The following is a 13,116-nucleotide window of genomic DNA, read 5'->3' as shown; positions in this document are numbered from 1 at the left end:
CGCGCCTTCCGCTGCCGGTACAGCGGGCCGAGACCCGGATTCCGCTCGGGCTCTGACACCTGCCGTCAGGACAGCCCTGCCCACTGACGATCACAGNTGGTAATCGACGTGGCGTGCCGTCAACCACTACGGGTCGTCAGATCTCCTGGAACGACAGGGATCCTGGTCTTCCACACCTGTTCACACACTGTGCACGAGGCCCGGCGCAGCGGCGCAGATCTCCACCCGCGCAGCCCCGCCCGCCGAGGCCCGCCGCCCTCGGACGGCCACCCACCCACCTTCGAGATTGTTCACCCCGTCAGAACGGGGCCGTGAGGGCTCTCCGACCCCTGGTTTCGCGACCTCCAAGCGTCCTCTGTCGGTAGGTGGGGCATTAATTTCTCGCGGGTTCAAGGCACTAGTCGTCCCACCTGTCACCACCCGTGATCGGGCCTGTAGGGACGGGACTTCTTGATCCGTACGTCACGGGGCCCGCTCGTTGCCCGTGAGCCGCGGGACGGGAGAGCACGACGGCGCTCACCCTCGACGAGTCCTGAGCGGAACCTCTAAAGCAAGATTGTCAACGGTGTTGACAATCTTGCTTTAGGCTGTGGTGTTCAACCTGGAGACCAGCGGATCCCGCCTGACGCTCACGCCACGCCCGGGACGGGACAGGCCTGGAAGACAGAACCTCGGACATGTCAGGAAGACCCCGAGACCCCGCGCTCCCGGCTTACCGGTCGGTCGCTTCAGACTGGGCCGGTCTGAGCTGGACGAACAGGCCCTCGGCGTCGGCGCACAACGTGTCGCCGTCGAACAGACGTCCGGTGAGGAAGAGCTTGCGGCCCTCGACCCGGTCGACCGTCGCGTCCAGGCGCAGCGGCACGTCGACACGGGTCAACGCGCGGTAGGTGACGTTCAGGTACACCGACCGGGCGAAGGGTCGGCCGGTGTTGGCGAGCATGGCCAGCGCCTCGTCGAACGCCAGGGGCAGGGCGCCGCCGTGGACCGCCCCGTTCACGGTGAGGTAGTGCCGTCCGAACGTCACCCGGCAGGACGCCTGTTCGCTGTCGTGGACATCCCAGAGCAGAGCGGGTGCCATCGTCTGGCCGCGCCCGGGAAGATCGAGCCGGAGCCCGGTCGCCCTCGTGGACTCCGCGACGGTGAACGGCGCGAGCTGCGCGCTGATCCGCGCGAACTCATCGGCGACCTGCGTCACCATCTCGGACGGCGGCCGGGCGCCGGCGACGACGTCGAGCAGGTGACGCAGGTTGTCCACGAAACGGCCGAAGTCCGGCCCACCGGGTAACTCAACGGCCTTGGCGCCGTCTCGCGCGGACCCGGCCGGGACATCGGGGGAAGCCGGGACATCGGGGGAAGTCGTGCGGGGTTCGGTCACCACCCCAGACTCCCAAAACGCTCCGAGAGGTGCGGCCTGACGTCGATTCCATCGCTGAGCCCGTCACGGCCGGTGTCCTACGGTCGGGACCTCCGGGGCGGATCCCGTTCCCGCGTGCAGCACCTGTCCCGTGAGATCACCGACCTGGACAAGGTCATCAGCCGGCTCGTCGCCCCGACGCTGCTCGCCGTGAACGGTGTCGGCGCGGACACCGCCGGGCAGCTGCTCGTCAGCGCTGGCGACAATCCCGACCGGCTGCGTTCCGAGGCGGCGTTCGCGATGTTGTGCGGTGTTGCCCCGCTGCCCGCGTCGTCCGGGCGGACGCACCGCTACCGGCTCCACCGGGGCGGGGACCGCCAGGCCAACGCCGCGCTGCACCGTGTCGTGGTCTGCCGCCTGCGCTGGGACCCCGCCACCCAGGCCTACGTCGAGCGCCGTACCGCCGAGGGCAAGACCAAGAAAGAGATCATTCGCTGTCTCAAACGGTACGTGGCCCGGGAGATCTACCCGATTTTCACCGCTTTCAGTACGTCAAAGGATCTTCCCGTGGCCGCGTGACGTGGACAGGTATCGAGCGTTTCTGATCAGGGGGCTGGCGGCGGGTTCCCTGGTTGCGGTTGCCTTTCCTGGAGCTGTTTGACCAGGAACCGTGCCGGGTCGGCGACATCGTGGCGGCGGCCGTGGTCATCGAGGTAGTGGTAGCGGTCGAGATAGCGGCAGCCGGTCTCCTGGTAGCCGAGCCGCTGGTAGAGCGCTGCGGCGCGGGGGTTGTCGTCGGCGACGCCGAGTCCGATTTGCTGGTAGCCACGGTCGTGCGCCAGGGCTTCCGCGGCGCGGACGACAGCGGTTCCGGTGCCCTGGGACTGCAGTTCGACGGGCCAGACGGCCAGGCCGTTCAGCTCGGGACACTGAGAGTAGCGCTGTATCACTTCGGGTGCGGAGCATCCTTGCCACAAGATCTCGCCTGTTCCGACGGGGATGCTGTCGACCCAGGCGATCAGGTAGGTGCTGAGGCCGCGTTGCTGGCGTTCGAACCTGATGGCGTGTTGTCGGGTCTGCCCGCCCGAGGATATGCGGACTTCCAACAGTTCGAGATCCTGTTCCCGGCACTCCCGGATCTTCACTGTTCCAGCCTTCCGGACGGTGGAGAGAGGTCGGCCGCGCCCGTACTCACCAGCGGTGCAACTCTCAGCATGACCGGCTCCGAGTCAGGGGCAGCGCGAAGTTCGAAAGACCATCGATGCTCCTGCGACCGCTTGACATCCATAGGAGCATCGGCCGTAGCGGTGGTGGCCGCGGCCGTTGACGTCCCGGACACCCCCGCTCCGACCCGGTCGCGGCGGCGCCTACCTGCCAAGCCCGACGCTCTCACCGACGCCCAACGCGACCGGCTCGACCAGCTCACCGCCGCCTGCCCCGAGATGACCACCCTCGCCGGCCTGGTCCGCGGCTTCGCCGCGCTGCTCGACCCCACCGACGGCAACGACACCCTCCTCACCGCCTGGACCACCACAGCGCGGGCCGCCGACCTGCCCCACCTGCATGCCTACACCCGCGGCCTCGACCTCGACCGGCACGCCGTGAACAACGCGCTCACCCTGCCCTACAGCAACGGCGGCACCGAAGGCGTCAACACCAAAACCAAGAAGATCATGCGCCAGATGCACGGCCGAGCCGGCTTCCCACTCCTCCGCCACCGCATCCTGCTCGGCTAACACACAGTCACCACCGGAAGTGAGGCAGAGCCAGTAACTTTACAGACCCACTAGTCGACTACCGAACGCACCGCCGGATCACGCGAACACGCGTCTGACCACCGGGGTTCGCGAGCCGCCATGGCTCGCGAACCCCGGGACAATCAGCCGGCGGGCACCACCAGTACTGTCACGGTCGACGCGAAGCCGTCCGTCCGGTAGTTGCCATTGTTTGCGGATCCATCGGCGTTGAAGGTCGCGGTCAGGAAATACGTCTCGCTGTGCTGGAAGAGCGCGCTCTCGAACGTCAACGTAGACAGGTTCAAGGTTGGATCGAGCGCCGGCGTGTCAGGGCACGAATAGAGGCCGCTGCTCCCGAAGCAGGTCCAGGTGAGGGCGCCCACCGGCACAGGAGCGGCTGGATTGGTGGCGTTGGCGACCGAGGCGGTCCAGCTCACGGTGCCCGGAACGCCGAGCGGGATGCCGTTTGCCGGGTTTCCCGGGTCAGGGGTAATCGTGACGTTGATGTCCGCCGGCTGGGAGGTCTCGGTGGCCGAGGCCGTGTTGTTCGTCGGGTTCGGGTCCGTCGTCGTCGAGGTCGCCGTTGCGATGAGGGACTGCCCGCCCAACGCCACATCGCCGGCGACGCCGGACACTGTCAGCGTGGCGTGAGCGCCGGGTGCGAGTTCACCGATCGTCCAGACGCCCGTCGAGGACGAGAAAGTCGTCAATCCACTCGGGTCGACTGCCGGCGTGAGGACGCCGGACGGGATCGCGACCGCCACGGCCACGCCCTGCGCCGTCGCGACCGTGCTGGTGTTCGTCACGGTCGTGGTGAAGGAGACATCGCCGTAGTAGATCGGGCTCGCGGTGCTGACTGTCTGGGTGACCGCGACGTCGGCGCCCGTCGGCGCCGCGCCGACCGTGAGCGTCGCCGTCGCGGCGATGCCCTTGTCCTTCACGGTGACGGTGTGGACTCCCGCGGTGGTCGCCGTGCAGGTCGCGTCGGTGCAGGTCCCGTCCGGGGTGATGGTGTACCGGGTGCCGGTCGGGTCGGGCGTCACCGCGTTCCCGAGGGCGTCGAATCCCTGCACCGTGTAGGTCTGGCTCGCGCCGGCGGCGATCGTCGACGTCGACGGGCTGAGAGTCAGGCTGGCCAGCGGCGCGGCGGAGACCACGAAGGTGTTCGCGTCCACGAACGGAATCGCGGCGGATCCCGCCGGCGTGAACGACGCGGGGAACGCGAACGTGCCGGGTGCGGACGGAACGGTCACGTCGCTGTAGGACAGGGTCGCGACCTGCTGGTCGGCGCAGTCCGTCGCGACGGTGACCACGCTCGATCCGTCAGGCTGGGCGGTGGTCCCGGCCACCTGGAACTGCGCGCACCCCGAGGTCGCGCTCAGATAACCCGGCGCCGCCGGGGCGGACGTCTGCGGAGCGGAGAAACCGGCTGGCACGGTGATGGTGATCGTGCCGGGTGCCGGGTGCCGTGGGCTTCTGGGCCCGGTACGTCCACCCCATCGCGACACCCTGCGTTCCGGCGTCGGCCTTCTTGTTGGTGAGTTTGAGGTTTCCCTGATTGACCGTCGCCGCTTGGGCGATGCCGATGGTCAGGACTGGGCCCACCAGCGCGGCGGCCACCACCGCCACTCCCAGGCCCGCTCGGCCGGGCCGTCTCGGCCGACCATGCGCAGCACAGATACCCACTACCTACCCCCCGTATTCAGGTCAGGAAGAACTGGAGATCAGACCGTATACGACCCCGGCGAATACCACGCGACTGCGCCACAACAATGCGGCGCCGCACGCCAGTCGCCGGGAAAAGTAACCGAGTCGGCGCTTCACGACACGGGTTGTGACGACGGTCAAAGAGCCGCTTACGACGCGGCGACGACCGCGATCTCGAGCAGCCAGGACGGCTGGGCCAGGGCGGGGACGGTCACCAGCGTGCTGGCCACCAGGTGACCGTCGAGGACGTCGGCGGGCCGGGTGCAGGCCACCGCCTTGATCTCGGCGACCTGCACCGCGCTGAACCGGGCCGGCCGTCCCGAGCGGGGCCGGTCAGCCAGCCCGCCGAGACCCTCGGCGGCGAACCGGCCCCGCCACTTGCCGGCGGTGTCCGCACAGACGCCGAGGCCGGCAGCGATCGCCGTGTTACCCGCTCCGTCGGCGGCGAGCACGATCCTCGCGCGCAGCCAGTCACGACGAGGCACGGTCGCCGAGCGGGCGCGCCTCGTCAGCTCGGCGCGGACGTCATCGGTCAGGGTGATCGCGGTGGCACGGCGAGACACGTCGAAGGTTCTACCGAGCCGAAGCCGCACTCGACCTTGCCGCCGGCCTCTACCTACCCGACACCGCCGACAACCGACGAACTAACGGCGACGACCACTAGCCCGGCGGAGGGGGCCGTTCATCGAGGGCGTCGGAGGGCGGCGGCGAGGTCGCTCAGGTGCTTCGAGACCGGGCCCAGGGTCAACAGGCCGCTGCCCGCTCCCGCCAGCTCCGCTGCCGCGGGGGCGAGGTCGATGGAGGCACGCTCCATCGTCTCCCGGTCGCCGACGGCGATGGCCGCTTGGGCGGTGAGGCACCACAGGGCCTCGAACAGCAGATCGCGGGGCGGGTCCGGGACCTTGCGCAGCTCTGCGGCGGCGTCACGGTGACGGTCTTGGGCCAGCAGCACCAGGGGGCGAGCCCAGGGCTCGTAGGGTCCCCAGTCGGTGCGCTCGTCGGCCTGGGCGGGCAGTGCACGTTCCACGCGCATAGACAGCAGCGCGAGTGGTAGCAGGCCGTGTTCTAGTCCGGGCATGCCGGAGCCTTCCAGCCGAGCGGCGGCGTTCCGGTAGGCCGCCTCCACCTCGACCGCTGTTGCCGGGCCGGTCGCGGCGTTTCGCAGCGCGGCGTACCACTGGGTGAACAGGCCCACCAGCGGTAGTTCGTGGCGTCCGGCGAGGCGGTCAGCGGCGCGCGCGTGATGGTCGGCTGCGGTGAAGTCCGCCAGGGCGCTGCGGGCCTGGAGGCGCATGAGGTGGCCGAGGACCTCGAAGGTGACCAGGCCGTGCCGGGCGGACAGGGTGACCAGCTCGGCGCCGATCTCGTTCCGGCGCGGCGCCAGACCAGCTTGGTGGAAGGTCTGCATGAACACGGCGTTCAGCGCGAACGCCAGCGTCGATGGATCGTCCAGGCGGCGGGCGATCTCCTCTGCCTGCCGGGCCGCCTGCGGGCCGCGCGCCGCGCGGGTGCCGCGCGACTCCACGGCGATCGTGGCCAGCAGCCGAGCCCGGGCTGTCTCGTGCCCGCCGGGCGGGAGTGTGCTCAGGGCACGCTCCGCCGCCGCGACGACCTGCGCGGCCTGCTCCGGATCATCGACGCGCGTCCAGATCGCTGGGACGTCGTAGGCGCCGATCAGGCGGGCGGTCAGTTCCGCGTCGCCCAGCTCTTCGGCCGCCGCGATGGCCGCCACCCGGTGCCGGCGAGCTTCCAGAAGGCCGGGGCCTCCGGTCACCGCGAGGTTGCGCAGCAGACCTACCGTCGATTCCAGTCGTGCCTGGGCCCCGGCGGGCACGGCGCGGTCGTAGGCTGCCGCTGTCTGCGCCCACACCCGCCCCGCCGCGCCGCCCGGTTGGGGGTCGAGGTGGGCGGCATGGCGGAGAATGTCCGCTTCCAGGGTGCGTAGTCCCGGGCTGGGATCCACCCCCAGTTGCTCGGCCAGAAGCGCCCGCGCCCGGCGCAGGACCGCCAGCGCGTCGCCCTGACGGCCAGTGCGGTACAGCGCCAGGGCCAGCAGACGCCAGGCATCCTCGCGCCAGGGGTGCTGAGCCACGAGCGCGTCCAGATCCGCCGCCGCCCGCGCGGCCAAGCCCAGCGCCAGAAGGGCCTCGGCCCGCCGCTCGACCGCGTGAAGTCGCAGGTCCACAAGCCGGGAGCGCTCCGCGCGGACCCAGGGCTGATCGGCGAACTCGGCGTAGGCAGGGCCACGCCACCACCCCAGCGCCTGCGCAAGCCGTGCGGACGATTCTGTGGGCGACAGCTTCGCGGCGGCGGCCACCGCCTGCTCGAATCGCCACGCGTCTACCGCGCACTGCTCGGCGCGCAGCGCGTACCCCGGCCCCTCGGTCACCAGCAGGCGGGCCGGAGCGCGGGGTGAACGCTCCGGTTCCAGGGCGCGGCGCAGCGCAGCCACGAAGGTGCGTACCGCGCCCACCGCATCCGAGGGCGGATCCGTCCACAGGTCCTCGACCAGGCGGGAGACCGGAACGACGCGACGGCGGGCGATGATCAACCGGGCGAGCACCGCACGGTGCCGAGGCCCCTTCAAGGCGACTTCATCCTCGGCGCCGTCCCAGGCCACCACCGGCCCCAGCACACCGAACAGGACCTGCACCCGCGACCACCCTCTCCGGGGCATCGCCCTGAGCTCAGGGTAGCGCGCTCATCTGATGCTCATCCACGCCCGGCACGCTGGAGAGGTCTGATCATCTCTGGTCATCTCGAAAAAGGCGGAACCATGGCACCAGTCATCGCCACCTTCGACTATCAGCATGTCCCCGTCGCCGACGGCGTGTCCCTCAACGCGGCCGTTGGCGGTTCGGGCACTCCGATCATGCTGCTGCACGGCTTCCCGCAGACCCACCTCATGTGGCGGCACGTCGCCGCCGACCTCGCGACCGACCACGCCGTGATCTGCCCTGACCTGCGCGGCTACGGCACCAGCGACAAACCCGCCGAGACCGACGGCACCGCCTACGCCAAGCGCACCATGGCCGCCGACATCGTCGCCCTGGCCCGCGCGCTCGGGCACGAGCGCTTCGCGCTGGCCGGGCACGACCGCGGCGCCCTGGTCGCCTTCCGCGCCGCCCTCGACCACCCCGAAACGATCACCCACCTGGCTTGCCTCGACGTGCTCCCGACCCTGGACATGTGGGAGGTGATGCACGGCGCCACCGCCGCCGTCGGCTTCCACCTCTACCTCATGGCCCAGCCCTCCCCCCTGCCCGAGCAGCTGATCACGGCCAGCCCGGACGCGTTCTTCGGCCACTTCCTCGACATCTGGACCAACGACCCGCAGGCCGTCACCGCCGACATCCGCGCCGCCTACCTGGACGCCTGCCGCAAGGCGGTCCCCTCGATCGTGGCCGACTATCGCGCCTCCGCCGGCATCGACATCGACCACGACCGGGTCGACCGCGCCAACGGCAGCCAGCTGCGGATGCCGGTCACTGTGCTCCAGCAGGACTGGGGCGCCGCACTCGGTTTCGACGCCCCCGCGCTATGGAACGCCTGGGCAGCCGACCTGCGACACACCACCGTCACCTGCGGTCATTTCATGGCCGAAGAGGCCCCCGCCGACATCAGCAAGGCCCTGCGAGACCTCCTCGCCCGCTGAACGGCCCGAAGTAGCCCGCAGCCACAGCCGCACCACGACCGAACCGCACCACAGCCAGTAACCGACACCGGACGTCAACTCACACGACAACCAGAAGATCCTGCTCAACTATCCCGGCAGCAACCCCTCGAACGCTGCTCAGATAGGCGCGAAGTCCCAGGACCGATTGCTCATTTATCCGCCACCCCTACAGCACTCGTAGACGTCGGGTGCAGATGGGCAACCGACGGTGCATGTGAGCAGCAAACGAGCAGTGGTCGGGTCTATGTGAGCGGTCGCCGCCTTCGGTGACGTTCGGTGGCGTGGTCTGCGGCGTCCCTGAGCCATCGCCTACTACTCGGACTCCGCGCAGGGCGATGACACGATCATCGTCCATGCGGCCCTGCCGGTCGGGGCCGAGCCCGACGCCAGCCACGACTTCACGATCGTGGACCTTCCGGAGATCCCCTCCGCGGCCACCATCGTGCACCGCGGGTCCATGAACGAGGCCGTCTCCACCGGCCAGTCCCTGGCCGCCTGGATCGACAGCCACGGCTACCGGGCGGTCGGATACCCCCGCGAGCTCTACCTCGCCTGCCCCCCGGAGGCCCCTGGACGCTGGGTGACCGAACTGCAGGAGCCGATCACACAATCCTGACCCGGTCAGATCGGCTGATCTGCCGGCTTGGGGCTCAGGCTCGGTGCGTTCGCTGCTGCGCTGACCGGATCAGGGCTGACCGGATCGGGGCTGATCGGATCGGGTGGGGGCCGGTAGCGCCAGAAGGCGGGGAAAACCAGGACGGTGGCGAGCATCGCGGCGACGGCGAGGATGCCACCGCCGCTGATCGCCCAGGTCGTGCCGAGCGCGGCGCCGGCGGTGCCGTGGGCGAGGGCGCCCAGCTGCGGGCCGCCGGCGGCGACGATGACGTCGACGCCCTGCATCCGCCCGCGCATCACATCGGTGACCGCCTCCTGCAGGACGGTTCTGCGGAACACGCTCAGCACGATGACGGCGGCGCCCGCGAGCGTGAGGAACAGCGCGGCGAGCACCAGGTCGCGGGAGAACCCGAACGCGGTGACGGCCAGACCCCACCCGCCCACCGCCGCGGTTATCACCGCGCCGTGGCGGCGCAGGCCGGTGAAGGTCCCGGACAGCAGGGCGGCGCACAGCGCGCCGGCGGGAAGGGCGGCGTAGAGAACACCGATCGCGAACCCGCCACCCGGTGGATCACCGAAGGTCTCCCGTGCCACCTGCGGGAACAGCGCCACCGGGTTGGCGAACAGCATGGCGATGAGATCCGCGAGGTAGGTGACCAGCAGGATCGGGCGTGTCCTCAGGTAGCCCAGGCCGACGCCGATCTCCCGTGGGCCGACACGGCGCGCCCCTTCGCGCAGGGGCGGCAGCGGTGGCAGTTTCCACACCGCCCACAGCGTCACGCACAGCGCCGCGGCCTCGCCGAGATAGAGCGTCCCGATCCCGATCACGGAGAGCAGCGCGCCCGCGAGGAGCGGCCCGGCGATCCCGCCGGCGTAGACGACGGAGGACTGCAGCGTGTTCGCGGCCGGGAGCAGCTCGGCCGGGACCAGCCGGGGAACGACCGCGCCGCGCACCGCCGTGTTCGCGCCGAACAGGCCCTGCTGCACCGCGACCAGCCCCAGCAGGACCGCGACCGAACGCAGCCCGAGGACCGCCTGGACCCACAACACCGTCGAGGTGAGCGCGATGCCGCTGTTGGTGACCAGCATCATCCGGCGCCGGTCGACGACGTCGGTGACCGCGCCACCCCACAGTCCGCAGACCACCAGCGGGCCGAGGGCCGCCAACCCGGCCAGTCCGACGTAGGTCGACGACCCGGTGATCTGGTAGATCTGCAGCGGCACCGCGACCGCGGTGAGCGCACTGCCCATCGCGGTGACGACGGTGGACGCCCACAGCCGCCCATACGGCCTGACCCGCAACGGGCGAACATCGACCATCAGCCGCGTCCGCCTGCTTTTTGATCCTCTCGGGGGCGTCGAGCTCACGTGTCGGGCGTCCAGGCCCGGTGAGATCGCACGGCCTCGCCTTCGGTTCGGCTCATCCGGTGCGCTGTCCGACCCGCAGGACGCTCAGGTAACGGCGCGGTGCCCGGTCGCCCAGCCGGGTGCGGACGCGCTCGGCGATCGCCTCGAGCAGGGGTTCACGGACGTCCCGGCCGAGCTTGCGGTACGGCGACGTCGAGCGGAGCAGATCGGCGAAGCCGTCCCCGTCGAACCACTGTACCGTCGGGTACCAGCGCACGGTCGTCGGGCCGAACAGGGTGCCGGGGTCGTCGACGAGTCCCCAGCCCTCGCCGGTGGTGCGCACGTCGCCCTCGAGCGGTGGATGGCCCCAGTCGGGATTGCCCGGGGAGAACCGTTCGTGGAGATCGGCGGTCTCGGCGTACACCTCCGGCTCCCCCGGCCGGCGGACGACGACGTTGCCGAGCAACGCCATCCACCCTGCGGGACGCAGCAGCTCGTGCGCTCGCGCCCAGCCGGTCGACGGATCGATCCAGTGCCACGCCGAGGCGGCCACCAGGACATCGAAGCGGGCGCCACGGCCGTCCCACGTCTCGAACGTCGACGTCTCGACCTTGACGTCGCCGAAGGCGGCGAGCCGTCGGCGGGCCAGCGCGGCCATTCCCTCGCCTGCCTCGACGGCGGTCACCGGGCAGCCGAGCGCCGCCAGCGAGCGCGTCGCCTGGCCGGTACCGCAGCCCACCTCCAGCACCGACGAGCGTTCGCCCAGGCCGGTGACGGTGACGAGATCCGCGAACAGCTCGTCGGGGTAGCCCGGCCGGACCCGGTCATAGAGCTCCGGGACGTCGTTGAACAGCCGGCCGAGGTGTCGCCGATCCGTGCCTGGCACCGCATCGTCCTCCCTGAAACCGTCCACCGCACCGTCACCGGCGGGCCGGCTCCGGCGCACGCTGGCCGGCACATCGTGCCGGCACGATCGCACCTGTTCTCCTGATCACCGGGGCGACGCCCTCGCCGCGTTCATCGCCAAGCGCGGGTAAATTACCCGGAACACGCCTCGCTGGCCGGCGAGATTGCGTCAGACGCACTGAGCTTGCCGTTTAACCTTCGGGTGTCACGCTGGGTGAAACCTGCTGGTGTTGTGGGGTGGATGGGCGTGTCCTCGTGACGTGGAACGACCTTCGGAAGATCGTGCTCTCGCCCAAGAAGCCGGATCGAACCGAAGGTCGTGATGGGCAGTGTGCAGGACGAACCAGGACGCGTCGAGGCTCTGGGGCGGCTGTGTCGCTTCCGCCGGGAGTTCTACGACTGCCTGACTCGCCGCGCGGACGCGCTGTTCGAAGCCGTGGAGGCGGTGCTGTGCACCGACGGCCCGGTCCGGACGCTGGTCGACCTGACACTGGCCCCGGAACACCGCCGCGGCCACGGGGCCTTGTACGACGGGCTGAACAGCGGCCGACTGGAGATCTCCCGGCTGCGGCGCACGCTCGCCGGCCTTGCGCTGCCCACGGCCGCCGACGGACGACTCGTGCTGGCCGTCGACGTCAGCCCGTGGCTGCGTTCGGATGCACCCACCAGCGCGGACCGGCTGTTCTGCCATGTGCACGGCCGGGCGAAGAACCAGGCCCAGCTGATCCCGGGCTGGCCCTACTCGTTCGTCGCCGCCCTCGAACCCGGCCGGACGTCGTGGACCGCGGTCCTGGACGCGGTTCGTCTCGGCCCCGACGACGACGCCACCGCGGTGACCGCCGACCAGCTCCGGGCGGTCGTGGGCCGTCTGACCGCCGCCGGACACTGGCACGACGGCGACCCGAACATCCTGATCGTCATGGACGCCGGGTACGACGTGACCCGGCTGGCGTTCGTCCTGGCCGACCTGCCCGTCGAGGTCCTCGGGCGGATCCGTTCCGACCGGGTGCTGCGGCTCCCGAAACCACCCAGACAGCCCGGCGTCAACGGTCGTCCACCCAAACACGGCCCCGAGTTCGCCCTCGACAAGCCCGCGACCTGGCCCGCACCGCAGCACACCACGACCACCCACACCAGCCGCTACGGGCAAGCCACCGCGGCAAGCTGGGACCGGCTCCACCCCCGGCTCACCCACCGCACCTGCTGGCTCGACCACTCCGGCGACCTCCCGATCATCGAAGGGACCCTCATCCGCCTGCAGGTCGACCATCTGCCCGGCGACCGCGACCCCAAGCCCGTCTGGCTGTGGTCCTCCGCCGTCGATGCGACCGCCGCCGACATCGACCGCGCCTGGCAGGCGTTCCTACGCCGCTTCGACCTGGAACACACCTTCCGCCTGTTCAAACAGACCCTCGGCTGGACCCGACCGAAACTGCGCACTCCGCAGGCCGCCGACCGCTGGACCTGGCTGATCATCGTCGCCCACACCCAGCTCCGCCTCGCCCGACCACTGGCCCGCGACCTACGCCGCCCCTGGGAGAAACCCGCCCCACCAGAACGACTCACCCCCGCCCGAGTCCGACGAGGATTCCGGAACATCCGCGCGATCATGCCCCTCCCCGCCAGCGCACCGAAACCCACCAAAGCCGGTCCCGGCCGCCCTCCCGGCTCGCGCAACTACAGGCCAGCACCCCACCACGACGTCGGAAAGACCACCAGACGGGAACTCACCATGACCGCCCACCAGCAACAGAAAGGTTAAAAATCAAGCT

At 70.3% G+C, this 13,116-nt stretch carries 10 protein-coding genes and 2 pseudogenes; 5 read left to right on the top strand and 7 right to left on the bottom strand.

The genetic code is table 11. The features are described from left to right. Nucleotides 1-712: 712 nt before the first annotated feature. On the bottom strand, nt 713-1,258 hold the full coding sequence (locus tag B056_RS0132915; RefSeq protein WP_018506097.1) for a PaaI family thioesterase: 546 nt from the start codon (nt 1,256-1,258) through the stop codon (nt 713-715). A 219-nt stretch (nt 1,259-1,477) separates the two neighbouring features. Between B056_RS0132915 and B056_RS38935 the strand changes: the two are divergent. After that, nucleotides 1,478-1,936 (top strand): annotated as a pseudogene (locus tag B056_RS38935) (transposase); the annotation flags it as partial. Between the two features lie 26 nt (nt 1,937-1,962). Here B056_RS38935 and B056_RS38930 read toward each other — a convergent pair. Next, nucleotides 1,963-2,502: a GNAT family N-acetyltransferase gene (locus B056_RS38930; RefSeq protein ID WP_018506095.1), complete on the bottom strand. Its 540-nt coding sequence runs from the start codon at nt 2,500-2,502 to the stop codon at nt 1,963-1,965. A 198-nt stretch (nt 2,503-2,700) separates the two neighbouring features. Here B056_RS38930 and B056_RS45615 point away from each other — a divergent pair. Then, a pseudogene (locus B056_RS45615) lies at nt 2,701-3,093 on the top strand (transposase); the annotation flags it as partial. Nucleotides 3,094-3,236: 143 nt separating this feature from the next. Here B056_RS45615 and B056_RS0132895 read toward each other — a convergent pair. The 3 genes from B056_RS0132895 to B056_RS0132880 form a co-directional block, all read right to left on the bottom strand. Beyond that, nucleotides 3,237-4,529 (bottom strand): DUF11 domain-containing protein, encoded by a 1,293-nt coding sequence (locus B056_RS0132895; protein ID WP_154677364.1) that lies wholly within the window; start codon nt 4,527-4,529, stop codon nt 3,237-3,239. Nucleotides 4,530-4,949: 420 nt separating this feature from the next. Next, on the bottom strand, nt 4,950-5,363 hold the full coding sequence (locus tag B056_RS0132885) for a helix-turn-helix domain-containing protein (RefSeq protein WP_035753622.1): 414 nt from the start codon (nt 5,361-5,363) through the stop codon (nt 4,950-4,952). A 119-nt stretch (nt 5,364-5,482) separates the two neighbouring features. Then, entirely contained in the window at nt 5,483-7,453 is a 1,971-nt protein-coding gene (locus tag B056_RS0132880) for a BTAD domain-containing putative transcriptional regulator (protein ID WP_018506090.1), read from the bottom strand. Nucleotides 7,454-7,576: 123 nt separating this feature from the next. Between B056_RS0132880 and B056_RS0132875 the strand changes: the two genes are divergently transcribed. Both B056_RS0132875 and B056_RS42235 read left to right on the top strand, forming a co-directional pair. Then, a complete protein-coding gene (locus B056_RS0132875; RefSeq protein WP_018506089.1) occupies nt 7,577-8,455 on the top strand; it encodes an alpha/beta fold hydrolase in 879 nt (292 codons plus the stop codon). 325 nt (nt 8,456-8,780) lie between these two features. Continuing rightward, nucleotides 8,781-9,092: a GyrI-like domain-containing protein gene (locus B056_RS42235; protein WP_154677363.1), complete on the top strand. Its 312-nt coding sequence runs from the start codon at nt 8,781-8,783 to the stop codon at nt 9,090-9,092. A gap of 5 nt (nt 9,093-9,097) precedes the next feature. Here B056_RS42235 and B056_RS38920 read toward each other — a convergent pair whose 3' ends face one another. Together B056_RS38920 and B056_RS0132860 are read right to left on the bottom strand one after the other, a co-directional pair. Beyond that, the gene (locus B056_RS38920) at nt 9,098-10,411 is read right to left on the bottom strand and encodes an MFS transporter (RefSeq protein ID WP_018506087.1); all 1,314 of its coding nucleotides are present in this window, start codon (nt 10,409-10,411) and stop codon (nt 9,098-9,100) included. A 100-nt stretch (nt 10,412-10,511) separates the two neighbouring features. Continuing rightward, a complete protein-coding gene (locus B056_RS0132860) occupies nt 10,512-11,324 on the bottom strand; it encodes a class I SAM-dependent methyltransferase (protein ID WP_026240425.1) in 813 nt (270 codons plus the stop codon). Nucleotides 11,325-11,666: 342 nt separating this feature from the next. Here B056_RS0132860 and B056_RS0132855 point away from each other — a divergent pair, with 342 nt between their 5' ends. Further along, nucleotides 11,667-13,106: an NF041680 family putative transposase gene (locus B056_RS0132855; RefSeq protein WP_018506085.1), complete on the top strand. Its 1,440-nt coding sequence runs from the start codon at nt 11,667-11,669 to the stop codon at nt 13,104-13,106. Nucleotides 13,107-13,116 lie beyond the last annotated feature (10 nt).

The sequence above is a fragment of the Parafrankia discariae genome (genome assembly GCF_000373365.1).
Classification (GTDB): Bacteria; Actinomycetota; Actinomycetes; order Frankiales; family Frankiaceae; genus Parafrankia; species Parafrankia discariae.
The sequence above is the reverse complement of the archived record's forward strand: the minus strand, read 5'-3'. Positions and strand labels throughout refer to the sequence as shown.

Coding starts and splice junctions, on each gene's coding strand:
- B056_RS0132875 (WP_018506089.1), top strand. CDS start 7,577: ATGGCACCAGTCATCGCCACCTTCGACTATCAGCATGTCCCCGTCGCC.
- B056_RS38920 (WP_018506087.1), bottom strand. CDS start 10,411: ATGGTCGATGTTCGCCCGTTGCGGGTCAGGCCGTATGGGCGGCTGTGG.
- B056_RS0132855 (WP_018506085.1), top strand. CDS start 11,667: ATGGGCAGTGTGCAGGACGAACCAGGACGCGTCGAGGCTCTGGGGCGG.